Here is a 26,923-nt window from a genome sequence, read left to right as displayed (position 1 = left end):
GGCTAAAGATAAAAATAAAGAAAAAGAACAAGTAAAGAAAGAATATTCCAAGGAAGAGATAGACGAAATTGCTGAACTTAAAGATAAGCTTTACTGGGCACAAATGCAGATAGATTTCCTAAAAAAAAAGATGGAATTAGAGGACGAGGAAGATCAGAAAATGAGAGAATGGCTCGAATAATTCACTCATTAAGAGAAAAGTATCCACTAAAAGATTTACTTAAACAATTTGCTTTTCCAAAATCAACATACATGTATTGGCAAAAAAGATTTGATAGAAAAGATAAAGATTTAGACTTTGAAAATAAAATCAAAGAAATAAGAAAAGATAATCCAAACTACGGATACAGAAGAATACATGCAATGCTTAAGAGACTCGGAATTTTAATAAACAAGAAAAAAGTTCAAAGACTGGTACAAAAACTTAAATTTCAGGTAACAAATTTTGCACGTAAATCTAGAAAATACTACTCATACAAAGGAAGAGTAGGTAAAGTAGCACCAAACAGGCTAAAAAGAAGATTTAATACTTCTGTAGTCCATCAGAAAATTACTACAGATACCAGTGAATTCAAATACTATGAAGCTGATAAATCAGGAAATATGCAAGTTAAAAAGCTTTACTTAAATCCTTTCTTAGATATGTTTAATGGAGAAATAATTAGCTATTCAATAACAAGTTCACCTACATTAGATGCAATAACAATACCTCTTGAAGAAGCAATTTTAAAAACTTCAGATTGCAAGTTTAGAAGAATATTTCATTCAGATCAAGGATGGGCATACCAATTAAAAAAATATACTAAGAAATTAGAAAATAATGGAATTTTACAGAGTATGTCAAGAAAAGGAAATTGCTTAGACAATTCTCCTATGGAGAATTTCTTTGGGATATTAAAACAAGAAATTTACTATGGTAGAACATTTAAGTCATTTAATGAACTAAAAAAAACAATTGAAGAGTATATAAAATATTACAATGAAGATAGAATAAAGGAAAAACTTGGATATTTAAGTCCAGTTGAATATAGAAAATTAAATGCAGCTTAGCTGCGATTTCCCTTAAGGGAAATCTTTAAGACAAAAAACCAGAGACAAATATTTCTAAATGTCTCTGGTATAAAGTCCAACTTTTTGGGGTCACCTCAATTTTTTGCAACAACTCCTCTTCTTATTCTTCAACAATCACATTATGATATATCTTATTTACATCATCTGAATCATTCAACATATTCATCAATTTATTGAATGCAGCAATTTCATCCTTATCACTTATAGTCACATAATCGTGTGGAATCATTGCAGTTTCACAAACTTCGTATTCTATATCTGGAAGCAAGGATTCTATACTATCTTGGGCCTTACCAAAATCTGAAAATGAAGTTTTAACAGTCATCTTACCGTCTTCAACAGATATATCTTGTAGGTCAACATCATCTTCTAAAAGTTGTTCCATCATTTTTTCTTCATCTTCAAAGTCGAAAACGAATAAACCTACAGAATCGTAATTATATGAAACACCACCAGCGTTTACCATCTTGCATCCATCAGTTTTTGTAAAAGCATTTCTTACATCTGTGATAGACCTGTTTGCATTGTCGGTTAGACAATCAACTATAAAAGTAGAATTTGCAGGGCCGAATCCTTCATACCTTGCTTCACTATAGTTTTCTACAGTTCCACCCTTAGCCTTATCAATAGCCCTTTTTATAACATCGGCAGGGATTTGATTTGATTTTGCTTCTTGTATTTTTCTTCTAAGAGTTAGGTTCATTTCGGGATCTGGTTCACCACTCTTAGCAGCTATGTAAATTTCTTTTCCGAATCTTGAATATAATTTTGTTTTAAAAGCAGCGGTCTTAGCCATAGATGCTGCACGAACTTCATGAGCTCTTCCCATTGGATACCTTCTTTCATAATTATTAACTAAAATATTATACCAAAAAAACCTGTATTTGTTAATGACTATAGCCTATTTTTGTGTAAAAAGTTTCGGACATATTTATGCTAGATGTTTGAAAAAATATTTATCGGTTATATATAAGACTGTAGACGAATTATTAGGAGGAATTATGAAAAATAGAGAAGAAGTTTTACAAGAAAGAATTGAAAGGAGAACAAGTAGACATGAAATAGGAAATAACATTTCATGGTCAGCAATATTCGCTGGTGCAGTAACATTTATTGCTGTAATGTTCTTACTAAGTTTTATAGGATCATCAATTGGATTTGCAACTTTAGATTTTCAATCATCAAATCCATTTAGTGGATTATTTACAGGTGTTGGTATTTGGACAGTAGTTCAATTATTAGTATCTTTATTTGCAGCAGGTTTTGTTGGAGGACTAGCAGCTAAAAGAGTTGGTTTACTACATGGTTTCCTATCATGGGCATTATCAATGGCTTTAGTAGTTGTAATGTTATTCACAGCTGTTACAGCAACAGTTAAAACTGCAGCAAACGCAGCAGGTTCAGTAGCAGGTGTAGCTACAGACGCAGCAGGTGCAGCAGCATCTACAGTAGCTGAAAATGTATCATCATTAAGTTCAACAGCTTTTGAAAAAGTAGCTGAACAAGTTGAAGGTGTTGATGCAGAAGAATTACAAGCAAACATTGAAAAATACTTAAAAGATTCAGAAAATGAAAAATTAAGACCAGGATACTTACAATCACAAGTTGACGTATCAGTGGAAGAAATCAAACAAGCAGCTAAAGATATAGCTTTAAATCCTGAAAATGCAGAAATAATTGCTAAGGATACAGCAGACAAAATAGGTGCAAGAGCAGAAGATATTGCAAAATCAGTATCTCAAGAAGATATTACAAATGCAGTATCAAAGAACTCAGACCTATCAGAAGCTGAAGTTGAAGAAATATCAAACAACATTTATGACGGTCTACAAAAAACATATGCACAAGCAGAAAAAACATTTAACGAAGCTTCAGTAGAAGTTACAAAGGCAGTAGAACAAGCTAAAGATACAGCTGACAAGACTGTAGAACAAGCTAAAGAAACTGGTAATGATGTAGCAAGCACATCAAGCAAGGCTTCATTATTAATCTTTGTTGGATTGTTATTAAGTGCTATTGCAGCAATGTTTGGTGGTTCATTAGGTTCAAGAGTTTCTAATGAAAGATTTATAGAAGAAAACTAATAAAAGAAATTTATAAAAAAATATAATTTGTTTATATGGTGTTGTGGATTAGTTAAATCTAGTCTGCACACCATTTTTTTATTAAAAACCTTTAATTTAGCTTTATTCTTGCAAAATGATATAATAGATTATAAATAGAATATAAAAAATAAGGGAGGATAATATGACAAAAGTTGCAATAATAACAGGTGGAGCTCAAGGTATAGGTGAAGCTGCTGCAAGGAGATTAGCTAAAGATGGCTTCAAAGTAGCTATCCTAGATTTTAATTTAGACTTGGCAAAAGAAGTAGCGGATTCAATTGATGGTTTTGCTGTAAAAGTAGATGTTTCAGACAGAGAATCATTCTTCCAAGCTGTTGAAAAAGTAGTTGAAAAATATGGTCACTTAGATGTTTTGATCAACAATGCAGGAGTTGCACCTTCAGGTCCGCTCATGGCAATGAGACAAAATGACTTAGACAAGGCATATGCTGTAAATGCAGGTGGTGTATTATGGGGCATGCAGGCTGCTGCAGAACAATTTATCAAACAAGGAAATGGTGGTAAGATTATAAATGCTGCTTCTCAAGCTGGAGTGGTTGGTAATATAGGAATTGGTCTTTATGGTTCAACAAAGTTTGCGGTTAGAGGTTTAACTCAAACAGCAGCTCGTGAATTAGCAGAGCATAAAATAACTGTAAATGCCTATGCTCCAGGATCAGCTCTTACACCAATGATTAAGAAATCTGCAGAAGAAATTTCACAACAAAGTGGACAAACACCAGATGAAGTTTTAGATATGTTTGCTAAAGGAGTTACTCTAGGTAGGTTGGCTCAACCGGAAGATATTGCAAATGTGATTTCTTTCTTGGCATCAGAAGATGCTAACTATATAACTGGACAAACTATCATAGTGGACGGTGGTACAGTATTCCATTAAAATATAGAGAATGCTACGGTTTTAATTAACTGTAGCATTTTTATTGTTTAAATTTCAAAAGATTATTAAATAAATCACTAAATTGAATATATTTTTTTATAATGGTAAAATATACCAATACTAAAGCAAAGAGATGAAAGAGGACTTATGAACAATAATTTTTGGAATGACTTACCAAAACCATTTTTTATACTAGCGCCCATGGAAGATGTGACTGATATAGTCTTTAGACATGTGGTTGCCAAGGCTGGAGCGCCAGATGTATACTTTACCGAATTTACCAACGCCCAAGCCTACACCCATGAAGAGGGAGTATTTTCTTTAAGGGGAAGGTTGATATTTACAGAAGATGAGCAGCCTATAGTAGGACACATTTGGGGAGACAATCCAAGTGATTTTTCAGCCATGGCCAAGGGATTAGCTGAAATGGGTTATGCAGGTGTTGATATAAATATGGGATGTCCTGCGGCTAATGTTGTCAAACAAGGCAGAGGAGCAGGCCTTATAAAGAAACCAGAGGACGCAGCTGAAATCATTGCTGCAGCCAAAGAAGGAGGCCTCCCTGTATCTGTTAAAACTAGGATAGGCTACTATGAAATCGATGAATGGAAGGAATGGATTACTCACTTACTTAAACAAGATATAGTAAATTTATCCATCCATCTACGTACAAAAAAAGAAATGTCTATGGTTGATGCTCATTGGGAGCTTATCCCTGAGATAGTTAAGCTTAGAGATGAGATAGCTCCTCAAACCCTTATCACTATAAATGGAGATATAGCAGATAGGAAAGTTGGTTTAGAGCTTGCTGAAAAATATGGAGTAGATGGAATAATGATAGGCAGAGGAATATTTTCAAATATCTATGCCTTTGAAAAAGAAGCCAAAGATCACTCTATAAAAGATTACTTTGATCTTATGTATTACCACTTTGACTATTACCAAGAAATGGTTGAAAAAGAACCTCAACTTAGAAAAATGCTAAATAGACTATACAAGTGTTATATCAAAGACTTCAGAGGAGCAAGCAAATTGAGAGCTGACCTTGTAAGGACAAAGGATATTGACCAAGCAAGAGAAATAACAGATAATTTTATCAAAGAAAACCTAGACTTATTTGAAGAATAATAAATTTTAAATAAATCAAAAATATGCAAGGATCAGAATATTTCAGCATCTACATGACAATTTTGCTACAGAATTCATGACAGTAGAAGGTAATGCTTAAATAGTCATGAAAAGTTATGGGCAGGATTCATGACAGGAGAAGGAAATGCTAGAATAGTCATGAAACCTTGAGGACATAATTCATGACAGTAGCAAGAAAGGCTAGAGTAGACATGAAAAGTTTGAGAAAGAATTCATGACAGGAGAAGAAAAGTCTAGATTAGTCATGAAAAGTTAGGGACGGAATTCATGACAGGAGCAAGAAATGCTAGAATAGTCATGAAACTTTAAGGTCAGAATTCATGACAGGAGCAAGAAATGCTTGAATAGTCATGAAACCTTGAGGACGTAATTCATGACAGCAGCAAGAAACCCTAAAATATCCATGAAAAGTGAAGAATAAAAAATTCCTTATCCAATTATCGGATAAGGAATTTTTCCTTATTATATAGAAACTACGACAGCTTGATAAGGAGCAAGTTTGCTAAAATTAAAGTTACTGTAGTTGTTGGAAATTATATTTCCATCTTTTATTGTTTCCTTGATAGTATCTGAAAGTTCATATTCTTCTTCAGAAACATTGATTAAAACTACTAGTTTTTCATCTTCATATGCTCTTTCAAAAATATAAACCTTGTCATCAAAGTATAGGGACTTGTATGATCCATAAGCAATAGCCTTGTGTTCTTTTCTCAATCTTATCAAGTCTTGGTAGTGGTAAAATACAGAATGTTTGTCATTTATAGCATCCATGTAGTTGATAGATTTGTCCTTGTTTACACCTATCCAAGGTTCAACATCGGAGAAACCACCATATTCACTATCATCCCACCTTAACGGTGCCCTTGAGTTGTCTCTAGATTTAAAGTTAATTGCCTTTAAGGCATCTTCTTCAGATGTACCATTTTCAACTAAGATTTTATAATAGTTGGTTGATTCATAGTCTTCATAGTCATCGATAGATTCATAATCTGGATTAGTCATACCGATTTCTTCACCCTGGTAAACGTAAGGAGTTCCCCTCATCAAGTGGGTCAATGTTGCCAAGGCTGTTGCGGATTCATAATGATATTTTTCAGGATTTCCAAATCTTGAAACTGCTCTAGGTTGGTCGTGATTATTTAAGAACCATGCTGACCATCCATCTTGTTCTTCTGCCTTTCTTTGCCATTCATCAATTAAAGTAAAGAAGTCATTCCAGTCCATATCTGTAACTGTCCACTTGTTACCATCTACATAGTCAACCTTTAAATGGTGGAAGTTGAAGGCCATTGAGAATATACCATTTTTAGGATTGGTATATTTGTTTGAATTTTCTATGCTGGTGGATGAAAGTTCAGCTACAGTCACTATGGATTCATCAAAGCCTGCCTTGTCATAAATTTCATGCATCCAACCCATCAATTGTGGACCGTCAGTGTAAAATCTTCTACCATCACCTATGTGGTCATCTTCGTAAACATCGGGTTTTGTGGTTACATTTATTACATCAAACCTAAAACCTTTTACGCCCTTGTCCATCCAAAATCTTAGGACATCGGAAAATTCATTTCTTACTTGTGGGTTTTTCCAGTTCAAATCTGCTTGGTTTGGATGATATAAGTGAAGGTAGTACTTGTCTAATTCTTCGCAATATTCCCAAGCAGACCCACCAAATTTAGACTCCCAGTTAGTTATTTCTTCTTCATCCTTCCAAATATAATAATCTTGGTATTTTTTATTACCCTTCAAGGATTCTTGGAACCACTCATGGTGGATAGAAGTATGGTTAAATACCATATCCAACATTATTCCTATATTATATTTCTTTGCTTCTGCTACTAGTCTATCAAAAACTTCAAAGTCCCCATATCTAGGATCTATTGACTTGTAGTCGTCAACATCATAACCGTTGTCATATTGGTGTGACTTATAAAAAGGTGACAGCCAAATCATGTCAATGCCTAGTTTAGCTAAAAGAGGGAGTCTTTTAATGACTCCCTCTAAATCGCCAAATCCATCACTATTAGTGTCTTGGAATGACTTTGGGTAAATTTGATAGATAGCATATTCTTTGAATTTGCTATTCATTTATTCTCCCTATTTATTTTCTTTTCTTTTTGAAAAAACTATTGTTAGTACAAATGGTACTACTATAGCTATTATCATTGCTATAAAGAATGTTCCCCATTTTTCAAGTGGGAATGATAAGAATCCTGGTATACCACCAACGCCGATTGATAAAGCTCCTGTATTTGTAACTACTGAGAATACAGCTGCTAATGATGAACCAATCATTGCTGCTAGGAATGGATATCTTAATTTAACGTTAACCCCAAACATTGCTGGTTCTGTAACACCTAACCATGCTGAAATCCATGATGGAATAGCAACTTCTTTGTGTTTTGCGTCAGCTTTGTTTAAGAATACTGTTGCAGCAACTGCAGAACCTTGAGCTATGTTTGATAATGCAATCATTGGCCATAGTAGGGTTGTACCTGCTTGTGTAGCTGTTGCAGTTTGGTTAATTAATTCTAAGTCGATAGCATTTGTCATGTGGTGTAAACCGGTAATTACAAGTGGTGCGTAGAAGAATCCAAACACTGCTGCAAATAACCAGTTAAATGCTGATGTTAATCCTGAGTATACAACTGTTGATATAGCTGAACCGATCTTCCAACCAATTGGTCCTAAGATTGTGTGGGCAACTATTACAGAAAGTAATAATGCGAAGAATGGTACAAAGATCATTGATACTACATTAGGAATGATTTTCTTGAAGAATCTTTCTAGGTAAACAAGTGTGAAACCTGCTAACATAGCTGGAATAACTTGTGCTTGATAACCAATCATGTTTAATTGGAAGTAACCAAAGTCCCATTGTGGGATTGAACCAGCTTCTGCGCCAGCAACTCCATAAGCGTTTAGCAATTGTGGAGAAACTAAAGTAATACCTAAAATAATACCTAATATTTGTGTTGCTCCCATCTTTCTTGTTACTGACCATGTGATAGCTACAGGTAAGAAGTGGAATATAGCTTCAGCAGGTAGCCATAAGAAGTGGTTTACACCATTCCAGAATGGTGATATATTTGTGATTGTTTGTGTACCTTCTTTTAGTGTGAATTGTCCAAGGTCGTTGAACATTTTAACACCTTCAAGAATATTTCTAAAACCTAAGATCAAACCACCAACAACAAGTGCTGGAATGATTGGTGCAAAGATTTCAGCTAAGTTTGACATCAATTTTTGTAACCAGTTTTGGTTATCTTTAGCATCAGCCTTCACTTGTTCTTTTGAAACACCTTCGATTCCTGATAATCTTGTAAATTCGTTGTAGAAGTCTGCAACATCATTACCGATTATAACTTGGAATTGACCAGCTTGAGTAAAGGTACCTTTTACTGAGTCTAGGCTTTCAATAGCTTTGATATCAGCTTTTGATAAGTCATTAAGTACAAATCTCATTCTTGTAATACAATGAGTAACTGACTTAATATTGCTTTTACCACCTACTAAAGTAAGTAGTTGATTAGCATCATTTGTATATTTTGCCATGATTTCCTCCCTTATTTACATGTACGTACATGCTTTATATGAAAATGTTATCATGGATATATAATAAAATCAAGTTAAATTAAATAATTAACAGGATTTTAGCATAAAAAATAATGAGAGTTTGAAAACTCTCATTATTTTCTCAAAGCGTAGGTATTAAAAGAAAATTTATCAGCCCTATGAAAGGACCTGGTATATTGGAAAAATTCGTTTTTATCAGTATAGGTCTTGCTTTTTACGAGGACTACCAAGTCATCTTTCACCAAATCCATACTATCTAAAATTTTATTCGGTGCATGCCTTACAGTAATATTCTTTTCAGAATAAGCAATCTGTATGCCTAGGACTTCTTCTATATATTCATAAATAGAGTCTTCAGCAATTTGTTCGGTCATATCTGGCACAAGATCTGCATCCAAGTAGTCTACATCATAGATGATAGACTGATTATCAATTTCCCTTACCCTTGCTATACGGTAAACTTTATCACTTTTCATATCTTTCAAAAATGGGTATTCATCCTTATCATTTAAGGTTAAACTTACAAGTTTTGTGCTAGTAGAAAATTTGCTGTCCCTACTTAATTCCTTGAAACTTTTTATATTTGCTGCAGGAAAGTCATAGTGGTCGTTTTCTATAACCACTGAGGGTTTGCCTCTTGATTTTTTTATGTAAGAATGTTGCTCTAATAGGGTGGTAGCCTTTCTTACCGTATCTCTCGAGCATTCATATTCTTCCATCAAATCTTTTTCCGAAGCTATCTCGTCTCCGGGCAAAAGTTTCTTGTCTTCTATTAAGCTTTTAAAATGATCATAAATCTTTATATATAGCGGTCTTTTCATATCTAACTCCAAAAGTTCTTTCCTTTCATTATATATTATCACACTTGTATTTTGTCAATAAAGAAATATAATTTAAATATAAAATTAAAAAGTGAGGAAAAGTATGAATAAGTTTAAATCATTATTAAAGAAGATTTCAGGGTTTATCCTGCCCCTGTTGATAGGAGCTGCGATAGGTGTTTCTTTAATGATATTTTCTATTAAAATGAAGGTTAGCCCAGATTTTTTAGGTATGAATGAAATTTTGTTTTTCGTTTTGGTTTTCATTTTTGCTATAGCGGCATTTTACTTACAAATCATCATCCATGAGGGTGGGCATTTGATATTTGGTCTATTAAGTGGATATAAGTTTGTATCTTTTAGGGTTGGATCAGATGTCTTGGTAAAATATGAAAATGAAGGCTATAAGTTTAAGAAAATGTCTATGGCAGGGACAGGTGGCCAATGCCTATTGGATCCTCCAGGACAATTAGGAGACTCTTACCCATACAAGTTATATAACTATGGGGGAGTGATTTTGAATCTAATCACATCCATTCTTGCTATTGGCTTGATGTTTTTACTAGATGGCCTTGTTTTGGTTTTCTTGTTTTTATTTGCTGTTGTTGGCGTGTTTTTTGCTATTTTGAATGGAGTTCCATTCAAGGGGAAAATAATAAATAATGATGCAAGAAATGTACAAATATTAAACAAGGATGAAAGTACAAGAGAATATTTATGGTTGCAGTTGAAAATTTATTATCTAGCAGTAAATGGAACTAGGTTAAAAGACATGCCTGATAATTACTTTGAGGCAGAGGGTGAAAATTCACTTTCTGAAGCTATTAAGGTATCTAAGATTGAAAGGCTTATTGACGGCCACAAATTTGCAGAGGCAAAAGATGCCATAGATGAATTTTTTGCCAAGCATGACGACTTGACAGGATACTACAAGGTAAGTTTGGAGCTTGAAAGATTGTTTATAAATCTCTTAAATGAAAAAGAAAATGTAGACCTGTCAATTCTAGAAGATCCCATGGTCAAAGCTGTTAAAGGAAGCATGAAAAATTTTATCACAAATCTAAGAATGGATTACGCCCTTGCAAAGTTGCATTCCAAGGATGAAGTGGCCGCTGCTAAAATCAAGGAAAAGTTTGATAAAGTATGCCAAAGTCACCCTGTAAAAGCGGATGTTGAACTAGAGAAAGAACTAATTGAAATAGTAGATAAGGCGGTGGAAGAATGATTAATGTAGATACCCTCTGGTCTGACCAGCTTAAATTAGATTGGAACTATTCAATTTATGAACCGGAAAATTTAGACAGAGAAAATATGAAGCTTGTATATTTTCTTCATGGAGCAGGTGGCAACCACACAGATTTTTATAGCAAAACTAGCCTTGAAAAATACTTGGATGACTTCAATAAAAAGTCGGGTTTTTCTTTGGTTGCTATATTTGTAGATGGCTTTAATAGTTATTATGTAGACAAGTATATGAAGGTCGAATCTGCTATTTTTAAGGACTTGATACCTGGTTTAGAGAAAAGATATTCTTTTAATATAGGTCGAGAAGATAGATATCTAGTAGGTTTGTCCCTAGGTGGATGGGGTGCCTTGAATTATTCTTTCAGGCATTCGGATATTTTTTCTAAGGCATTCTTACTTTCACCATACCTAGCCAGACACATGAGGACTGATTTAGAAATCAGGACTTGGGGAATCTTTGAAGATGACGCAGAATACAAGAGTCACCATCCTCTTACAAGTTTTGAGAAAAACAAAGATACTATGAAGCCTGTCGAGATTTATTCTTATACCGGTATGCAGGACAAGATAGTAGAGGCAGAGGATATCAAGTATTTGATGGACGAGATTAGAGACCATGTCTCGGTCAAAGACTATTATCTTGATGGAGAGCATGAATGGGGACTCTGGGATAGAGTGTTAGAAAAGATTTTTGAAGACAGGGAATTGTAGTTTTTAAAAGAGTAACCTCTCAAGTTGGTTTTGCTGACTTGAGGGGTTTTTGTTTGGGCTGAATTGGAGATTTCAGCTGATTATGGATAGGTTTAGGCTGATTGGGATGTTTGGAGAATGAGTAGGTGAGTTAGTGGATTTGTACCTATTATCAAATTTTGAAGAAGGGTAGAAAAATAATAGACCTATCGTTAAATTTAAGCGATAAGTTGTTGAAGTTAATAGACCTATTTGTAAATTTTAACGATAGGTTAGAAGAATATATTTACTCTAAAACTTTTATCAAGATGAAGTATACAATATTGAGGTAGATACAATACAATTCCTAAAAATAGATTTGATTCCTGAGTCCGTATCAGCTCAAAAATGACAAAACAGACTCACTACCTGAGTCTGTAACAACAAAAAAATCCAAAAAGTACTCCAAAACTGAGTCTGTATCAGCTAAAACCACCAATAAGTACTCACGATCTGAGTCTGTAATGTCAAAAATCGCTAAAACGGACTCACTATCTGAGTCCGTACCAACAAAAATCAACAATAAGTACTCACAACCTGAGTCTGTAATGTTAAAAAACGTCAATAAGTACTCACAACCTGAGTCTGTAATGTTAAAAAAAGTCAAAAAGTACTCACAACATGAGTCCGTAACAGCCAAAATCAACAAAACGGACTCACTACATGATCCCGGAACACCCAACACCCAAACTTGCAATACCGCCGCCCCTCTGCTATCATTGATAGGTATATTTTATGAGAAATGAGGAGAAATGACAGAACAATTAAGAACAAATATTAGAAAAGACAGAATAAAAAGGTCAATCATCATGGCCTTTGCTTATGTAGGAGTTTTGACTGGAGCAGGGCTTGCTTCAGGCCAAGAGCTTATACAATACTTTGTAGGATTTGGAGTGCCTGGACTTATAGCTGTTACCGTGACAGGTCTTCTTCATGTAGCATTTGGTTATATCCTATTATCAATGAGTTCATACTTTTTAGCTAGCGAACACAGCGAGGTCTTGGAGCAAATGACCCATCCGATTGTTGTTAAATTGCTGGATATAGCCCTTACCATCACCTGTTTTGTAATAGGTTTTGTAATGATAGCAGGGGCAGGTTCAAACCTAAACCAACAATTTGCCTTACCAAACTGGGTTGGTGCCGTGATATGTGCTGCTTTGATCATCATAGTTAGTCAATTTGACTTTGACAAAGTTTCAGCAGTTATAGGATCTTTAACACCCTTGATAGTATTTTTCATAGTACTAGCTACCATCTATACCATATTTTGGGGCGACGTTGACTTACAAGCATCTGCTGAACTAGCAAAAACTCAAACTAAGGCTATAAATAACGTAGCCCTATCAAGCTTAAACTACTTTGCCATGTGTATGATGACAGGTGTATCCATGGCCTTTGTCCTAGGCGGGGAAGAATTCAACAATAAAGTTTCAAAAACAGCCGGCATCTTTGGTGGTTTCATTGTAGGTATTATCACAACAGTTGCAACCTTTACCTTGTATGCAAACCTACCAGTGATTATATCCTCAGACTTGCCAATGCAGGCAGTTATTACAAATATCCATCCTGTATTGGGAATGTTAATGTCCCTAGTTATATATGGAATGATTTTTAACACAGGTATTTCCTTATATTATGCCCTAGCAAGAAGAATATCAGGAGATGACAAAAAGAAATTTAACCTGACACTAGTCATTCTAGTAGTCATAGGTTTTGGTCTTTCCTTTGTAGGATTTAAAAAGCTTGTAGGTATCATGTATCCAATTATTGGTTATATGGGAATATTATTGATTCTAGTTATCGCTATAGGTTGGATCAAAAACAAGTCAAAGATTGAAAAAGAAGCTGAGATTAGAAATAGGATTTACGACCTTACTTTTGCTAAAAAAGACCCAGGCCAAGATTTTTCTAAGAAAGATTCGAAAGAATTAGAAAGACTTAAAGACCAGGCTATGGCTGAAGATGAAGATTTTAAAGAAAATGTCGGATCAGAAATAGATGACCACATAGATAATATAAATGAATAAACTTGAAGAATGAATGCTTTAAGAAGAATTTAAATTTTTATTATTATAAAAAAATGTGATATAATAGTCCATATCAAAAAAAAGTAAGGGAGGAATAATGAAAAAGACATTATCAATTTTATTAGCTTTAGTTCTAGTACTTAGCTTAGTAGCATGTACAGAAAGAAAGCAACCAACAGAAACTAAAACAGAAACAAAGGCTGAAGCACCAGCTGAATCTACAAAAGAAACAGCTAAGGAAACAGTAAAAGAAACAACTGCAGAAGCAGAAGCACCAGCTGAGTTAAAAGATGGTACTTACGAAGGTACAGCAAAAGGACACAACGCTGACTTAAAAGTTGAAGTTAAAGTTGAAGGTGGAAAGATAACTTCAGTTGAAGTTAAAGAACACGCTGAAACAGAAGGCTTAGCTGATGCAGCATTAAAAGATATACCAGCAGCTATAGTAGCAGCTAACTCAACAGATGTTGACAGTATTGCTGGTTCAACAGTTACATCAGATGCTATCAAAGCAGCAGTAAAAGATGCATTAAGTAAATAACATTAAGATTAAATTCCAAAGTTATTGCTTTGGAATTTTTTCTTCTGAAAATATAAATTAATTTTTACATAATTATAGTAGATTTTTTCCTATATAACTACTATAATCAACTTATAAGGATGTTAGAGAAATATTCTAAATAAAAGAATAGGAAAATACTATAAAGGAGAAAAAAATGATTAAAGATAGTATTAAAACAAGAAAAATCTTAAGCTTTCTTTTAGCATTTGCTTTACTTGTAAGCTTTATACCAATGAACTTGGTACAAGCTGCAAATGAGATGAACTATACTAAAGATGAAGCTAAGATAAAAGACTATAACGACAAAGAGCGCTATAGACAAACTGATTTGAAACCGGGAGACACTAATCAAAACTTAGTTAATACTGATGAAAAGGTAGAAAAAGATGGTTTTAAGTTCGAGTTTAAAAATCCGTCGGTTACATCACCAAGTAAAACTGAATATGGTTACCAAATCACCATCGACAAGAAAACAGGCCAAAGAACCTATACCAAGGTTACTGTAACTGATGCTGGTCTTATTCCTATAAATACTGGAAATAAGCCAATGATGGGTCAGGGAGATAAATTAACTGCTGAATCTCCTGCTGTAAGCTACAAGCCACAAGAAAATACAGAGTTAACATCTAGTGGGAGACAAAGAAACTTAAACTACGAAGCAAGTAATGAAACTTTAGAGCACATCAATAACAAGGATAATGACTCTACTTCCTTTGGTTTCAAGGATAATTACACTCAAAATAATCCTACTACTAAGTTTTTCGGAGATAGCTTCGGTATAAGCTACAAGGTCAACCCATGGCCAAATGAAAATGATATACTTCAACTTATAAAGTTAAATGGAAGTCATAATAAAACGGAATTTGTTCAAGGACAAACTATAACTACTGACATATCTGTAGAAAACCTTGATAAAAATGCCAGAGAAAGACTAGTAGGACAAGTCTACCATCCTGTAACAGGTGAAATTGTACCTGGAGCAGAAGCGTATATTGATGAAAATGATAAAGTAGTAATTAAAATGCCAGCAGGTGTAATAGACGAAAATGGTAATCTTAATAAGGATTCTATTTTTTATAAAGACCCTAACTTTAAAGGGATTCAAAGTCTAGAAGTTAAATTCTTTACTCGTCCAAGAACAGCTGAGGAATTTAACGCTATAGCTCAAGCGGCTGAAGAAGAATGGGATAAAGGAACTTATGTAGGAACAGGTGCTGGTACTACTACAATCAACCACAAGGGACAAGATGTAGTAATCGACAAGCAAGGCATCGACCGATATGACCACTACAATTTAATTGGTTCATTTAAGTTAAACCTTGATGATACAAGATATTACGATCAAGGATTTATTGATGGTAATAAAGCTGATACATCAAAACATACTTCATCTGCTGTAAAACCTGGTGAAGAGTTTAAAGTAGAACTTTATGTGCCAGAAGATAGAAATAATAAAGATTTATTCCCTAACCAAAAAACACCAGATCAAATGGAAGCTGCTAAAGATGCAAATCAGGCAATCGGATCTATTGATAGAAAATTTATAGATAAAATCAACGAAGGTAAAGCTGAAGAAGATAAATGGATATTGAAGTATGATGAAGATACACTTCCAACAACTTTTACAGTAACCCCACCATTATCTGCTAAAGCAGGGGACTTTGTTGCAGTACCATTAGTTTACACATATACAAATGGATCAACTGATACACACTGGTTCCACTTCGTTGTTCAAGAATCAAGCAACAACAGACCAGAATATTCTGCACAAGTTGCCTTCCCTTCAGAAGAACAAAAGTCACCTGCAAAACTTGTAGGAGATGACAAAAAACTTAAACCAACTGGATATTATATACCAGAAGGAACAGAGTTTAAGGATGACCATGGCAATGAATGGAATGTATCAATTGATAAAAAAACAGGTACAGTGACTGCTAAACCAGTAGACCCATCTAAATTTAATGGTGGTGAAAAACTAAGTGTACCAGTAATTGCAAAATACTCTGATCCAAATGAACCTGACAAAGAAATTATAGAAAAGACTAAGGCAGAATTTGTTATCAAAGAAAGAACAAATATAGATGCAAGATATAATGCTAAGGCTGGTAAAGCAGGAGATAAACTATCTTCAGAAGTGATAATAAACCAAGAAGATTCATACAATAGAAAACCAACTAGATTCACTTTAGCATCTAACACTTATACAGATGATAAAGGAAATACTTGGAATGTATCAATTGATGAAAACACAGGTACCGTAACTGCAACAGTTCCGAATGCTGAAGATGGAAAATCTATAAATGGAGCTTTATTAAATGTTCCTGTAACAGCACATTATTTTGATGGAGAACAAGAAGTTGCTACAAAAGAAGTAGAAGTTCAATTTGTATCTTATGGGACTAATGGAACATTTGAAACTAAGGAAACTAAAGCTATAGAATTTGAAACAGAATACAAAGTAGATAATTCATTAGCACCAGGTAAAGTTGAAGTTGAACAAGAAGGTTCACTTGGTGAAGAAGAAGTTACTGTAACTCATACAATTGTAGATGGTGAAGTAACTAAGTCAGAAAGAAGTGAGCCAACACGTACAAAAGAACCAGTAAAAAGAATTGTAAAAGTTGGACCTGCTAAGACTAATGGTACACATGAATATGTAAATAAAATACCATTTGAAGTAGAAGTAAGAGTAAACCCAGAACTTAAGAAGGGTGAACACAAAGTTGTTCAAAAAGGTGTAGAAGGTGAAGAAGAATACACAATTACTATTGAAAACTCAAAAGTAACAAATACTTCAGAACCAAAAGAAACAAAAGCACCAGTTAATGAAATTATAGAAGTGGGTAATGCTGACTTCACAGGTACTCTTGAAACTAAGAAAACCAAAGCTGTTGAATTTGAAACAGAATATGTTGTAGATAATTCAATGGAACCAGGTACAACAAAGGTTGAACAAGAAGGTGAACTTGGTGAAGAAGAAACCACAGTAACACACACAATTATAAATGGCCAAGTAACTAAGTCAGAAGAAGGCGAAACAAAACAAACAAAAGCTCCAGTGAAGAGAATTGTAAAAGTTGGACCTGCTAAGACAGAAGGTACACATGTATACACAAGTAAAAAGCCATTTGAAGTAGAAGTAAGAGTAAATAAAGAACTTCAAAAGGGAGAATACAAAGTTGTACAAAAAGGTGTAGAAGGTGAAGAAAAATATACAATTACTATAGAAAACTCCGTAGTAACAAAGACTTCAGATCCTGTAGAAACAATAGCACCAGTAAAAGAAATTATCGAAGTAGGTGATGGAAACTTCACTGGAACAGTTGAATATATAGACAAAGACCCAATTCCATTTGAAACAGAAGTGTTAATTGATCCAACATTAGCACCAAACCAAATTGTAGAAGACCAAAAAGGTGAACTTGGTGAACAAGAAGTAAAAACTACAATCAAGATAGAAAATGGACAAGCGGTTGATGAAACTCGTGGTGAAGTAACTAAGACAAAAGAACCAGTTACTAGAAAGATTAGAGTAGGATCTAAGACTGATGGTCAATACAAAGAAACTGAAACAATTCCATTTGAAATTGAAGTAAGAAAAGATCCAACACTTAAAAAAGGTGAATGGAAATATGCTGAAATCGATGGAGTACAACAAATAGGTGAATCTGGTCTAAAAGAAAGGACTCTTACAATTGTTAACTCAAAAGTAACTGAAGAGTCTGAATTTAAGACAACTAGAGAACCTAAAAATGCTATAATATTAGTTGGTGAAGATAGTTCAACAGGTGAAGTAACACATGTAGAAGAATTACCATTTGAATACAAAGTTGAAGAAGTTGACGACCTTAAGAAGGGTGAATACAGAATAGTTAAACCTGGTAAGGTTGGAACAAAGACTACAACATGGACTATCAAAGATTCACAAATTGATGGAGAACCAAAAGAAGTAATTGTTCCAGCAGAAGATGCACTTATCCAAGTAGGTAAGGGAACAAACGACGGTACTCACGAAATAGTTGAAAAGAAAGCACTACCATTCGAAACAATCATTGAATACGATGATTCACTAGAACCAGGTGAAGAAAAAGTTGTTCAAGAAGGTAAACCAGGTGAACAAGAAAGAACCAATACACTTGTTATCAAAGATGGCAAGGTAGTAGAAGTTCAAGAAGGCGAATTCAAGACAATTACAGAACCTGTTAACAAGATTGTTAAAGTTGGTAGAAAACCAACCGAAGGTGAAGTAACCAAGACTATCGAAAGAGAAATTCCTTTTGAAACTAAGGTTATCTATGATGAAACTTTAGAAGCTGGATTCCAAAAGATTGAAAAAGAAGGAAAACCAGGTAAGGAAGAAGTAACTATCACACAAAAAGTGAAAGATAGTAAACCAGTTGGTGAAGCAAAAGAAACAGTTAAGACAATTACAGAAAAAGAAGATAGAGTTGTAAGAGTTGGTGTAAAACCAGTTGTTAAAGAAGTTGAATTAGGTCATGATACAGAATACAGACACAATCCAGAACTTAAAGCAGGTGAAGAAAAAGTCATCGAAGAAGGTTCAAAAGGATCTGTAAAATATACAACTACATTCAACAAGGAAACAGGTAAGCTTGAAGTAACTGAAGAAAGAGTTGAACCAAAGAATAAGATCGTAGAATACGGTACAAAGACTGAAGGTGAATTCAAGTATGAAAGTGAACAAGCATACAATGTAATTATCAGAGAAAATCCTGAATTAGAAGCTGGTAAACACAAGGTTGTTCAAGAAGGAATAGTTGGTAAGACTGAAACAACAGTTAAAGTTGTAAATAGTGAGGAAGTGTCTAGAGAAACTAAGACAATCACAGAAAAACAAGACATGATTATTGAAATCGGAACTAAGAATGTATGTGAAATTCCTCCAATAGATCCAGAAAATCCTGAAGATCCAAAGGATCCAGACAAACCAGGTGAAGAAGATCCAAAAGATCCAAACAAACCAGGTGAAGAAGATCCAAAAGATCCAAACAAACCAGGAGATAATGATCCAGAAAATCCAGACAAACCAGGAGACAAGGATCCAGAAAATCCTGACAAACCAGGAGACAAGGATCCAGAAAACCCTGGCAAACCAGGAGACAAAGATCCAGAAAATCCTGACAAGCCTGAAGACAAGGATCCAAACAAACCAGGTGAAAATAAACCAAATGATCCAGGTAAACCAGGAACTCCAGGAAACAATGATCCAAAAGATCCTAACAAACCAGGAGTTGTTCCAAATAACCCAGGATCAAAAGACTCAAACAAAGAAGGATCAACAAAACCAGGTGCAAATAATTCATCAGCTCCAAAGACAGGTGACGACGGAATTATGTACCTAGGCGGTATTGCACTTGTTGCATTAATAGCATTCTTATTTGTTTCAAAAAAGAAGAGTAAGGATGAACAATAATATTGTTTAAAGAAAATCACAGCTTCGGCTGTGATTTTTTTATATATTTGGGTATATAAGAGACTAGAAGAAATAAAAATAGGAGGAATATATGACAATAGCAGATAAAGGATATCAAATGAAAGCATTCGAATTGAGAGATCAAACTGGTGAAAAAGTATCATCAAAAGACATCAAGGGAAAGATACTATTAGCATTTCACCCACTAGCATTCACCAGTGTATGTAATGATCAAATGCGTGACCTAGAAAATGAATATGACGAATTCACAAAAAGAGGCATCACACCTCTAGGAATTTCTGTTGACGCACATCCTTCTAAAGGAGTTTGGGCAGACACCTTGGCCTTAGAAAAACTAACAATCTTATCAGACTTCAACCCAAAGGGTGAAGTTGCCAAAGACTTAGGCGTATACATTGAAGAAGCAGGAATATCCGGCAGAGCCGTAGTTTTAGTAGATGAAGATGGCACAGTATTATGGTCAAAACAATATGAAAAAACACAAAGACCAGATGTGAATGAAATATTGGAAGCTATAGATTCTTTATAAAATAAGTATAGACCACACAAGTTTAACTTGTGTGGTTTTTTTGATGGTAAACATTCTTCCCGTAATAGAATTTTTATGATGCTAAAGACTCTTAAATGCAAAATCTATGTAAAATCTATGTTTTGACTATTTAAAGATTGGTCTTTAATTATATAATTAAAGCAGGAGGAAATCATGGAAAATGTTGTTGAAGTTAGAAATCTCGTTAAAAAATATAAAAACTTAACTGCTGTTGATGGTTTAGATTTAGACCTTAAAAGGGGAAGGATACTTGGTCTTTTAGGGCCGAACGGATCTGGAAAATCAACAACTATAAACTGTATATTGTCCCTGCTGACATTTGACCAAGGATCTGTGAAAATCTTTGGTGAAGAGATGGATCCTGAAAAATATGATATTAAAAGTAAAATCGGTGTAGTTTTTCAAGATGTAGGCGTCTTTGAAGAGCTAACAACATATGAAAACATTGACTATTTTTGCGGCCTATATGTAAAAGATAAGGCTAAAAGAAAAGTTTTAGTCGATGAAGTTATTAAACTTGTAGGTCTAGATGAATTTAGAAAATTTTATCCAAAACAATTATCAGGTGGTCTTTTAAGAAGGTTGAATATAGCCTGTGGTATAGCCCATAAACCAGAACTTATAATATTTGACGAACCTACGGTTGCTGTTGATCCCCAATCAAGAAATAATATACTAGAAGATATCAAAAAATTAAACCAAGATGGAGCTAGCATTATCTACACCTCTCATTATATGGAAGAAGTAGATTTGATATGTGACGATATTGTAATTTTAGACAAGGGGAAGGTAATCGCTAAAGGTACAAGTGAAGAACTTAAAAATTCTATTAATCTATCTGAAAAAATCAGCTTTGAAAGTGATGATTTGAGTAATAGTATTATTGACCAAATAAAAAATATGGACCATGTAGTGAATGTTGAATACAACAATAATACTTGTTACGTAGAATTTGAACATGGCGAATACAATCTAATAAATCTTATAGATTTATTGAAAAAAGAAAACATTAATTACAAATCATTATATTCTTCTAAACCTACGTTAAATGATGTATTTTTAGACTTAACTGGAAAAGAATTGAGGGACTAATATGTTTGGACATGTTTTTAAAAATACATTTAAAGTATTGTTAAGACAAAGAGCCCTGGTTTTTTGGAGCCTATTCTTCCCAATAATTTTAGGTCTTTTATTCAAATTGGCCTTTGGAAATCTGAATGACCAGCTAAAATTTGACCCAATAAATGTTTTGGTAAATGAAGACCTATATGAAGATGAAAATATAAAGTCATTTTTTGACAGTATTGAGAAAGAAGAAATATTTAAAATCGAAAAAATTGCTGATGAAAATGACATAAACTTAGACAAGCACAGCGCCTATATTAGAAAAGTAGATGATGTGCTTGTTAAAGATGAAGGATTTAAGTCTTCGATAGTGACATCTGTTATGAAAACATTCATACAAAATAGTGAAACTATTTATAGGATATTGGAAAAAAATCCTAATGCAAATATCAACGATTTAATCGGTATAAATGATTACATTAAAGATGAATCCAATAAAAATATGAACCTGATAAACACCTATTTTTACACATTAATCGGTATGCAGGCCCTATATGGATATATGTGGGGAATGGTTGTTATCTACCAATACGAAGCTAATTTATCCACAGCTGCAAAAAGAAATGTTATGTCACCATCAAACATTAAAACTAAGTTATTATCTGCCTTGCTGGTGGCGTGGATTATTAACACTATAGTATTATTCATAACAATACTTGTTTTAAAATACCTATTAAGTGTAGATTTTGGCGACAACTATTTTGGCCTCATGGTCTTGATTTTACTATCCGCCCTTTGTGGTGTAAGCTTTGGAACCCTCATAGCTACTGGAGTCAAGGCTGATGTTAATAAAAAAGAGGGCATGGGTATTGGGCTTACCATGCTTATGAGTTTTATGGCAGGAATGATGGTTTCAGACATAAAAATGATAATACAGAGAAACATTCCTATATTAAACAAAATCAACCCGGTTGCCATCATAACAGATGCCTTGTATTCCATGTATTACTACAGCGATATGGCTAGGTTCTATCAAAATATAAGCTACTTGGTATTGGTTACATTTGTCTTCATCGTGTTAACAGCAGTATTTACAAGGGGGAAACGTTATGAATATCTTTAAGAATTATTTCAAAATAGTCAAGAATCATAAGTTTTCAATCCTTCTATATACGATAATATTTTTATCCATATCTGTATTTTTTATGAATTCCAATTCTTCAAATACGGACACAAATTATTCAGAAGTGAAGAATAATGTCTACATCGATGATCAAAGCAATAGCCAAATATCTAAGGCCTTGGTAGATTATATAGGCAAGAAAGAAAAGATTGTAAGTGATCTGGATAAGAAAAATCTGGATGATGAATTATTCTACAGGACCATAGACGCCATAATCATGATACCTGAAGACTTTGAAAACACTAAAGAAATCTCCTATAAATCATCGCCCCAAAGCATGTATTCATTCTTAATAAAGCAAAGAGTAAATGAGTTTATAGATAAGATTGATAAGTATAGTAAGAATGGATATTTACTAGATGAAGCTATAAAATATGCCAATAGTGATTTGGACAAAACTATAAAAGTGGAAAAAATAAATGATATAAAACAAGCTAGTGGGGACGAAAGCAACTCGAGATTTTATTTCAACTTTGTGTCTTATCCATTATTGTCACAAATATTGCTTGTAGTTACCCTAGTAATGTCGAGCTATTATAAAGAAACAGTCAACAAGAGACAAAGAGTATCGCCTGTATCAGGAAAAAGGACGAACTTAATATTGACCCTAGGCCACTTGGTCTTCGGAATAATATTCTGGCTTTTATACCTCCTAATCTGTATAGTGCTTGTCAAAGACTTTGAATTCAACCAAGTCTTTCTATTGTCGGCGCTTAACTCCTTTGTATTTATGATAAGTGCAGTGACATTGAGTATGTTGATAGGAAAATTGTTCCAAGACTCAAATTCCTTATCAGTGGTGATAAATATTTTAGTTTTGGGATCATCATTCTTATCTGGAGTATTTGTTCCGATGGAATTTTTAGGAGAGACAACCCTAAAAATAGCCAGAATATTCCCAAACTATTATTATGTATTAAATAATAGCTTAATAGACCAAGGAAAAAATCTATCAGAACTCATGCCGAATATATTGATCTTGCTGGGCTTTAGCCTTGTATTTGTTGTGCTTACCAATGTGGTAAAGAAGCCTATAACTAAGAGTAAGGAATAGTGTGGGTTTTGGATATTTGAGTAAATTATCATGGTATGAGTCGTCTCTTAAATTGAAGTTGAAAGCAGATTTTTGAGCTGAACCCCTATATTCTTTTGTTGGATATAGGGGTTCTTCGTGTCTTTGGGGTGGGGTTTGGTGATTTTGCTTGATTGGTGGTGCTTTGAACTATCTATATCCAGAAAAGTAGTTCAGAAAAAGGGTAAGTTAAAATCTGAATAATTCTGTAATAAACCATTCCTACTATCTCAACATCCCATCACTCTTTACAAACTTATTCTTTAAATGGTACTATAAATGTAACCAAAATGATTAGTTAAAAATCCACAAATACAAAAAACCAACACAACAACAAAGGATTCAATCATGGAAGTAATTATAGAAAATAAGATAGCAGAATTTCGCAAAGAAAAAGGCTTATCACAACACAGGCTGGCCAAGGCAGTCGGCTTAAAAAGAAGGTCTATAATGGCTTATGAAAATAACACTATAAGTCCGACCCTGGAGACTGCTTATAAAATTTGCAAGGTTCTAGATAAAGATATAAAAGAAGTATTCATATTCAAATAGGAGGAAGAAATGGGATTATTAATGAATAGTAGGGAAGAAATCAAAGAAAGTGTAGTAAGTAGATTTGGCCAAGAGAAGAATTATCTTGTGGCATTCAAGCACAACAGTCCTGGTAAAAGCGTTTTGAAACTACTTTTAAGCAAGTTGTATTATATTTTTGATAACTCAAGGACTTTTATCTTAGTCTTTGACAACAAGGGAATATATGAAAAAGAAATATCGAATTCTACAAAAACTAATTTTTACCTATATCCTGAAAGTGAAATAGAAAATTTTGAAATAAATAATAAGACGAATAAGTCAATCATCAGCTTTGACCACTTGGGTAAAAAGATTTCATATGAGATTCCTATGACAGGAAAAATCTTCAAAGGAAATGAAGAAAATCTTGAAGCTTTAGTTAAAAATAATTGGGAAAGAGTATAATAGATCGAAGAAATGTTGAATGGCGCAAAGTAGGCGGATCACTCCAAATCTGCGCCAAACTTGCCAGTCGAGCTGGCTCAAAATTAAACTTTTTTCAGATTTTGCGCCACTTTACAGACTTTGAAAAATCTAAAAAGGCGCAAAGTAGACTTCGCACAGCAAATCTGCGCCAAAGTTTTCAGAGAGAATGGCTCAAAATTGGACTTTCCAAATCTTTTGCGCCAATTCCCAGCTAAGAGAAATTGAATAATGGTGCAAACAGCGCCTTAATTCCTAAATTTGCGCCAAAATTTCTTGCCGACTTGGCTCAAATTGGAATTTTTTATAAGTTTTGCGCCACTTCTTAGTTGAAATTAAAAATAAGATGGCGCATAAACGACTTTCTTTTCAAATCTGCGCCAAACTTTCTAGTAGTAATGGCTCAAAATCAAACTTTTTTCAACTTTTGCTCCATTTTGCAGATAAAGTGAAACAGAGAATGGCGCAAAATTATCCTTAACTTCAAATCTGAGCCAAAATTCCTAGCAAAGTTGGCTCAAATTTGGACTTTTCACATCTTTTGCGCCACTTCCCAGCTGGAAGAAGAGAACAAGCCCAAATTAGCCCACATTCCTCAAACCAAAATCCCAAAACCAAATCCCAAACCCAAAATCTCAGAATCCAAAACCTAAATTCCAAGCCCCAAAATCCCAAAACCAGCATAAAATCAAAAAAGAAGCCAGCTGAATCTTCAGCTGGCTCCATTTTATTAATACACAAATATATCTTCGTGCTGGTTAGCGATGTTTAGTAAGTGGTCTTTCAATCTTAAAATGTAGGTATAAGCCTTGTCGTAGATAAGTCCAGATTCTGGATCGCATATCTCGTGTCTGATACGTTGGATTGAATTGTCCCTATTTCTACGTGTTGAATCGCTAATGCTATAAGCCTTGGTTTTGATGGATTTCATATCGAAATCATTTTCTTCCAAGTTGTCTCTTACTATATTAAAGAGATCTTCCAACTCGCTTATTACTTCTGTCAATTCATTCTTAGAAATATCTGAGAAAGTCAAGTCTTCAGTTTCTAGTCTATTAGAAAGTTTCATTAGATTGTAGGCGTAGTCACCTAGTCTTTCAATATTTGAACTTATCTTGATATAGTATGAAAGTTGCCTATATTGTGCCTTGTTCAAGTTATCTTGTAAGGCTTTAACAGAAACATTTGTTATCTGTCTATTTAAGTAGTCGATTATTTCTTCGTTGTATTGAATCTTAGTTCCAAGATCCAATTTCCTATCCATCAAATCCTTGATAGCTAGGTCAAAGTTTTCTTTGGCGTAATCATACATTCTTAAGGTTTCTTGTTTTACTGCAGCAATTGTAGGAATGGTTTCCCTGTAGTTATCAGGGTTGATATACATCAAGGTCAATTGCTTGTCTCTTTCATCCACACCTGGTACCACTCTCTTAGCTATAGCAGCTAACATGCCTGTAAATGGAATCAACATTATAGTAGTAGCAATATTAAATACAGTGTGTAAGAATGCTATCTGCCTTGTAACATCTGGTGTGAAGGCCTTGAACCAATCTGTAATAGGGAATATCAATGAAAATATTGTAAATACAATTGTTCCTATTACGTTAAAGGTTACATGGGCAACTGCCACCCTTTTAGCATCCTTGCTTGAATTTAATGTTGCAAGCATTGATGTGATACAAGTACCAATGTTTGAACCCAAAATTAAATAGAAGGTAGATTCAAAGGTGATTACTCCATTAGCAGCAAAGGCAATTAAAATACCTGTTGTAGCTGATGAAGATTGGATAATTGCTGTAAATATAGCACCTGTAAGAATACCTATAAGTGGATTTTTAGAAATTGCGAGTAAGTTTACAAAGTCCTGATTTGTGGACAGAGGTTTTACCGCATCTCCCATAAGCTTCATTCCCATGAAAAGTACACCAAATCCAAATAGGATTGTACCTGTATATTTAATTTTTCTTTTCTTCATAAATAGCATCATTATCATACCTATAAAGGCTACTATAGGTGCGACAAGATCGATATCAAGTGTAAGAATGAGGCCGGTTACTGTTGTACCAATGTTGGCCCCCATAACTATGTATATGGCTTGATTTAGGGTGATTAGCTTAGAACTAACAAAGCCTACAGCCATAACAGTTGTAGCTGAAGAAGACTGTACTATAGCAGTCACTAAGGCCCCGATCAGAATACCTAAAATTCTATTACTAGTTAGCTTTTCAAGGATGGATTGAAGCTTATTTCCTGCTAAAAGCTCTAATCCCTGACCCATCTGGTCCATGCCGTAAATGAATAAGGCAAGTCCTCCCAAAAGCATGGGTATCATCATCATACTTCCTCCTAAAATTATTACATGTAAAGTATAACATATGTAAAATTTAAGTAAAAGATATAATTAGATTTTGTTAAA

Annotated in this window: 21 protein-coding genes and 1 pseudogene; 17 read left to right on the top strand and 5 right to left on the bottom strand. The window is 34.0% G+C overall.

The annotated features are described in order from the left end of the window. A pseudogene (locus C4Q29_RS03240) lies at window positions 1-181 on the top strand (hypothetical protein); the annotation flags it as partial. Next, window positions 169-1,050 (top strand): IS3 family transposase, encoded by an 882-nt coding sequence (locus C4Q29_RS03235; RefSeq protein ID WP_103981397.1) that lies wholly within the window; start codon window positions 169-171, stop codon window positions 1,048-1,050. The pseudogene C4Q29_RS03240 and the gene C4Q29_RS03235, both read left to right, overlap by 13 nt. A gap of 121 nt (window positions 1,051-1,171) precedes the next feature. Here C4Q29_RS03235 and C4Q29_RS03230 read toward each other — a convergent pair whose 3' ends face one another. Next, window positions 1,172-1,900: a YebC/PmpR family DNA-binding transcriptional regulator gene (locus tag C4Q29_RS03230; RefSeq protein ID WP_103981396.1), complete on the bottom strand. Its 729-nt coding sequence runs from the start codon at window positions 1,898-1,900 to the stop codon at window positions 1,172-1,174. A gap of 172 nt (window positions 1,901-2,072) precedes the next feature. Between C4Q29_RS03230 and C4Q29_RS03225 the strand changes: the two genes are divergently transcribed. The 3 genes from C4Q29_RS03225 to C4Q29_RS03215 all read left to right on the top strand — a co-directional run bounded on the left by C4Q29_RS03225 (window position 2,073) and on the right by C4Q29_RS03215 (window position 5,202). Next, entirely contained in the window at window positions 2,073-3,155 is a 1,083-nt protein-coding gene (locus C4Q29_RS03225; protein ID WP_103981395.1) for a YrzE family protein, read from the top strand. 163 nt (window positions 3,156-3,318) lie between these two features. Further along, window positions 3,319-4,074, top strand: coding sequence for an acetoin reductase (locus tag C4Q29_RS03220; RefSeq protein WP_103981394.1), 756 nt, complete (start codon window positions 3,319-3,321; stop codon window positions 4,072-4,074). A gap of 147 nt (window positions 4,075-4,221) precedes the next feature. Beyond that, complete coding sequence (locus C4Q29_RS03215; protein ID WP_103981393.1) at window positions 4,222-5,202, top strand: tRNA dihydrouridine synthase; 981 nt, start codon at window positions 4,222-4,224, stop codon at window positions 5,200-5,202. 483 nt (window positions 5,203-5,685) lie between these two features. Here the strand turns inward: C4Q29_RS03215 and C4Q29_RS03210 are convergent, their stop codons facing one another. The 3 genes from C4Q29_RS03210 to C4Q29_RS03200 form a co-directional block, all read right to left on the bottom strand. Beyond that, entirely contained in the window at window positions 5,686-7,311 is a 1,626-nt protein-coding gene (locus C4Q29_RS03210; protein ID WP_103981392.1) for an alpha,alpha-phosphotrehalase, read from the bottom strand. A gap of 9 nt (window positions 7,312-7,320) precedes the next feature. Continuing rightward, complete coding sequence (gene treP, locus C4Q29_RS03205; RefSeq protein ID WP_103981391.1) at window positions 7,321-8,778, bottom strand: PTS system trehalose-specific EIIBC component; 1,458 nt, start codon at window positions 8,776-8,778, stop codon at window positions 7,321-7,323. 134 nt (window positions 8,779-8,912) lie between these two features. Further along, entirely contained in the window at window positions 8,913-9,620 is a 708-nt protein-coding gene (locus C4Q29_RS03200; RefSeq protein ID WP_103981390.1) for a UTRA domain-containing protein, read from the bottom strand. Window positions 9,621-9,723: 103 nt separating this feature from the next. On the opposite strand from C4Q29_RS03200, the gene C4Q29_RS03195 reads away from it, so the two are divergent. From C4Q29_RS03195 to C4Q29_RS03140, 12 genes are all read left to right on the top strand, one after another. Continuing rightward, window positions 9,724-10,845 (top strand): zinc metalloprotease, encoded by a 1,122-nt coding sequence (locus C4Q29_RS03195; protein ID WP_103981389.1) that lies wholly within the window; start codon window positions 9,724-9,726, stop codon window positions 10,843-10,845. Then, entirely contained in the window at window positions 10,842-11,576 is a 735-nt protein-coding gene (locus C4Q29_RS03190; RefSeq protein WP_103981388.1) for an alpha/beta hydrolase, read from the top strand. Before C4Q29_RS03195 ends, C4Q29_RS03190 begins: the two co-directional genes overlap by 4 nt. 158 nt (window positions 11,577-11,734) lie before the next feature. After that, a complete protein-coding gene (locus tag C4Q29_RS06320) occupies window positions 11,735-11,887 on the top strand; it encodes a hypothetical protein (protein ID WP_159459198.1) in 153 nt (50 codons plus the stop codon). 459 nt (window positions 11,888-12,346) lie between these two features. Continuing rightward, window positions 12,347-13,624, top strand: coding sequence for a YkvI family membrane protein (locus tag C4Q29_RS03180; protein ID WP_103981386.1), 1,278 nt, complete (start codon window positions 12,347-12,349; stop codon window positions 13,622-13,624). Window positions 13,625-13,721: 97 nt separating this feature from the next. Continuing rightward, window positions 13,722-14,165: an FMN-binding protein gene (locus C4Q29_RS06375; RefSeq protein ID WP_200813110.1), complete on the top strand. Its 444-nt coding sequence runs from the start codon at window positions 13,722-13,724 to the stop codon at window positions 14,163-14,165. A 175-nt stretch (window positions 14,166-14,340) separates the two neighbouring features. Beyond that, window positions 14,341-19,620 (top strand): G5 domain-containing protein, encoded by a 5,280-nt coding sequence (locus C4Q29_RS03170; RefSeq protein WP_103981385.1) that lies wholly within the window; start codon window positions 14,341-14,343, stop codon window positions 19,618-19,620. A 91-nt stretch (window positions 19,621-19,711) separates the two neighbouring features. Further along, window positions 19,712-20,170: a redoxin domain-containing protein gene (locus C4Q29_RS03165; RefSeq protein WP_103981384.1), complete on the top strand. Its 459-nt coding sequence runs from the start codon at window positions 19,712-19,714 to the stop codon at window positions 20,168-20,170. A 174-nt stretch (window positions 20,171-20,344) separates the two neighbouring features. Then, window positions 20,345-21,283, top strand: a complete 939-nt coding sequence (locus tag C4Q29_RS03160) for an ABC transporter ATP-binding protein (RefSeq protein ID WP_103981383.1) — start codon at window positions 20,345-20,347, stop codon at window positions 21,281-21,283. A 1-nt stretch (window position 21,284) separates the two neighbouring features. Further along, window positions 21,285-22,379 carry an ABC transporter permease gene (locus tag C4Q29_RS03155; RefSeq protein WP_103981382.1) on the top strand — a complete coding sequence of 365 codons (1,095 nt, stop codon included), beginning with the start codon at window positions 21,285-21,287 and terminating at the stop codon, window positions 22,377-22,379. After that, a complete protein-coding gene (locus C4Q29_RS03150) occupies window positions 22,366-23,493 on the top strand; it encodes an ABC transporter permease (RefSeq protein WP_103981381.1) in 1,128 nt (375 codons plus the stop codon). Before C4Q29_RS03155 ends, C4Q29_RS03150 begins: the two co-directional genes overlap by 14 nt. A 366-nt stretch (window positions 23,494-23,859) precedes the next feature. Next, on the top strand, window positions 23,860-24,063 hold the full coding sequence (locus C4Q29_RS03145) for a helix-turn-helix transcriptional regulator (protein WP_103981380.1): 204 nt from the start codon (window positions 23,860-23,862) through the stop codon (window positions 24,061-24,063). 9 nt (window positions 24,064-24,072) lie between these two features. Continuing rightward, window positions 24,073-24,489 (top strand): histidine kinase, encoded by a 417-nt coding sequence (locus tag C4Q29_RS03140; protein ID WP_103981379.1) that lies wholly within the window; start codon window positions 24,073-24,075, stop codon window positions 24,487-24,489. 748 nt (window positions 24,490-25,237) lie between these two features. On the opposite strand, the gene C4Q29_RS03130 is transcribed toward C4Q29_RS03140, so the two are convergent. After that, window positions 25,238-26,845 carry a Na/Pi cotransporter family protein gene (locus tag C4Q29_RS03130; protein WP_103981377.1) on the bottom strand — a complete coding sequence of 536 codons (1,608 nt, stop codon included), beginning with the start codon at window positions 26,843-26,845 and terminating at the stop codon, window positions 25,238-25,240. Window positions 26,846-26,923 lie beyond the last annotated feature (78 nt).

Origin of the sequence: Helcococcus massiliensis, from assembly GCF_900258485.1 — a bacterium.
In the GTDB taxonomy this organism is placed as follows: domain Bacteria; phylum Bacillota; class Clostridia; order Tissierellales; family Peptoniphilaceae; genus Helcococcus; species Helcococcus massiliensis.
This window is presented reverse-complemented; position numbering and strand designations above follow the sequence as displayed.

What these genes read in the sequence shown, in the direction of transcription:
- C4Q29_RS03235 (WP_103981397.1), top strand. Translation starts at nt 169, where the DNA reads ATGGCTCGAATAATTCACTCATTAAGAGAAAAGTATCCACTAAAAGAT.
- C4Q29_RS03230 (WP_103981396.1), bottom strand. Translation starts at nt 1,900, where the DNA reads ATGGGAAGAGCTCATGAAGTTCGTGCAGCATCTATGGCTAAGACCGCT.
- C4Q29_RS03225 (WP_103981395.1), top strand. Translation starts at nt 2,073, where the DNA reads ATGAAAAATAGAGAAGAAGTTTTACAAGAAAGAATTGAAAGGAGAACA.
- C4Q29_RS03220 (WP_103981394.1), top strand. Translation starts at nt 3,319, where the DNA reads ATGACAAAAGTTGCAATAATAACAGGTGGAGCTCAAGGTATAGGTGAA.
- C4Q29_RS03215 (WP_103981393.1), top strand. Translation starts at nt 4,222, where the DNA reads ATGAACAATAATTTTTGGAATGACTTACCAAAACCATTTTTTATACTA.
- C4Q29_RS03210 (WP_103981392.1), bottom strand. Translation starts at nt 7,311, where the DNA reads ATGAATAGCAAATTCAAAGAATATGCTATCTATCAAATTTACCCAAAG.
- treP (WP_103981391.1), bottom strand. Translation starts at nt 8,778, where the DNA reads ATGGCAAAATATACAAATGATGCTAATCAACTACTTACTTTAGTAGGT.
- C4Q29_RS03200 (WP_103981390.1), bottom strand. Translation starts at nt 9,620, where the DNA reads ATGAAAAGACCGCTATATATAAAGATTTATGATCATTTTAAAAGCTTA.
- C4Q29_RS03195 (WP_103981389.1), top strand. Translation starts at nt 9,724, where the DNA reads ATGAATAAGTTTAAATCATTATTAAAGAAGATTTCAGGGTTTATCCTG.
- C4Q29_RS03190 (WP_103981388.1), top strand. Translation starts at nt 10,842, where the DNA reads ATGATTAATGTAGATACCCTCTGGTCTGACCAGCTTAAATTAGATTGG.
- C4Q29_RS03180 (WP_103981386.1), top strand. Translation starts at nt 12,347, where the DNA reads ATGACAGAACAATTAAGAACAAATATTAGAAAAGACAGAATAAAAAGG.
- C4Q29_RS06375 (WP_200813110.1), top strand. Translation starts at nt 13,722, where the DNA reads ATGAAAAAGACATTATCAATTTTATTAGCTTTAGTTCTAGTACTTAGC.
- C4Q29_RS03170 (WP_103981385.1), top strand. Translation starts at nt 14,341, where the DNA reads ATGATTAAAGATAGTATTAAAACAAGAAAAATCTTAAGCTTTCTTTTA.
- C4Q29_RS03165 (WP_103981384.1), top strand. Translation starts at nt 19,712, where the DNA reads ATGACAATAGCAGATAAAGGATATCAAATGAAAGCATTCGAATTGAGA.
- C4Q29_RS03160 (WP_103981383.1), top strand. Translation starts at nt 20,345, where the DNA reads ATGGAAAATGTTGTTGAAGTTAGAAATCTCGTTAAAAAATATAAAAAC.
- C4Q29_RS03155 (WP_103981382.1), top strand. Translation starts at nt 21,285, where the DNA reads ATGTTTGGACATGTTTTTAAAAATACATTTAAAGTATTGTTAAGACAA.
- C4Q29_RS03150 (WP_103981381.1), top strand. Translation starts at nt 22,366, where the DNA reads ATGAATATCTTTAAGAATTATTTCAAAATAGTCAAGAATCATAAGTTT.
- C4Q29_RS03145 (WP_103981380.1), top strand. Translation starts at nt 23,860, where the DNA reads ATGGAAGTAATTATAGAAAATAAGATAGCAGAATTTCGCAAAGAAAAA.
- C4Q29_RS03140 (WP_103981379.1), top strand. Translation starts at nt 24,073, where the DNA reads ATGGGATTATTAATGAATAGTAGGGAAGAAATCAAAGAAAGTGTAGTA.
- C4Q29_RS03130 (WP_103981377.1), bottom strand. Translation starts at nt 26,845, where the DNA reads ATGATGATGATACCCATGCTTTTGGGAGGACTTGCCTTATTCATTTAC.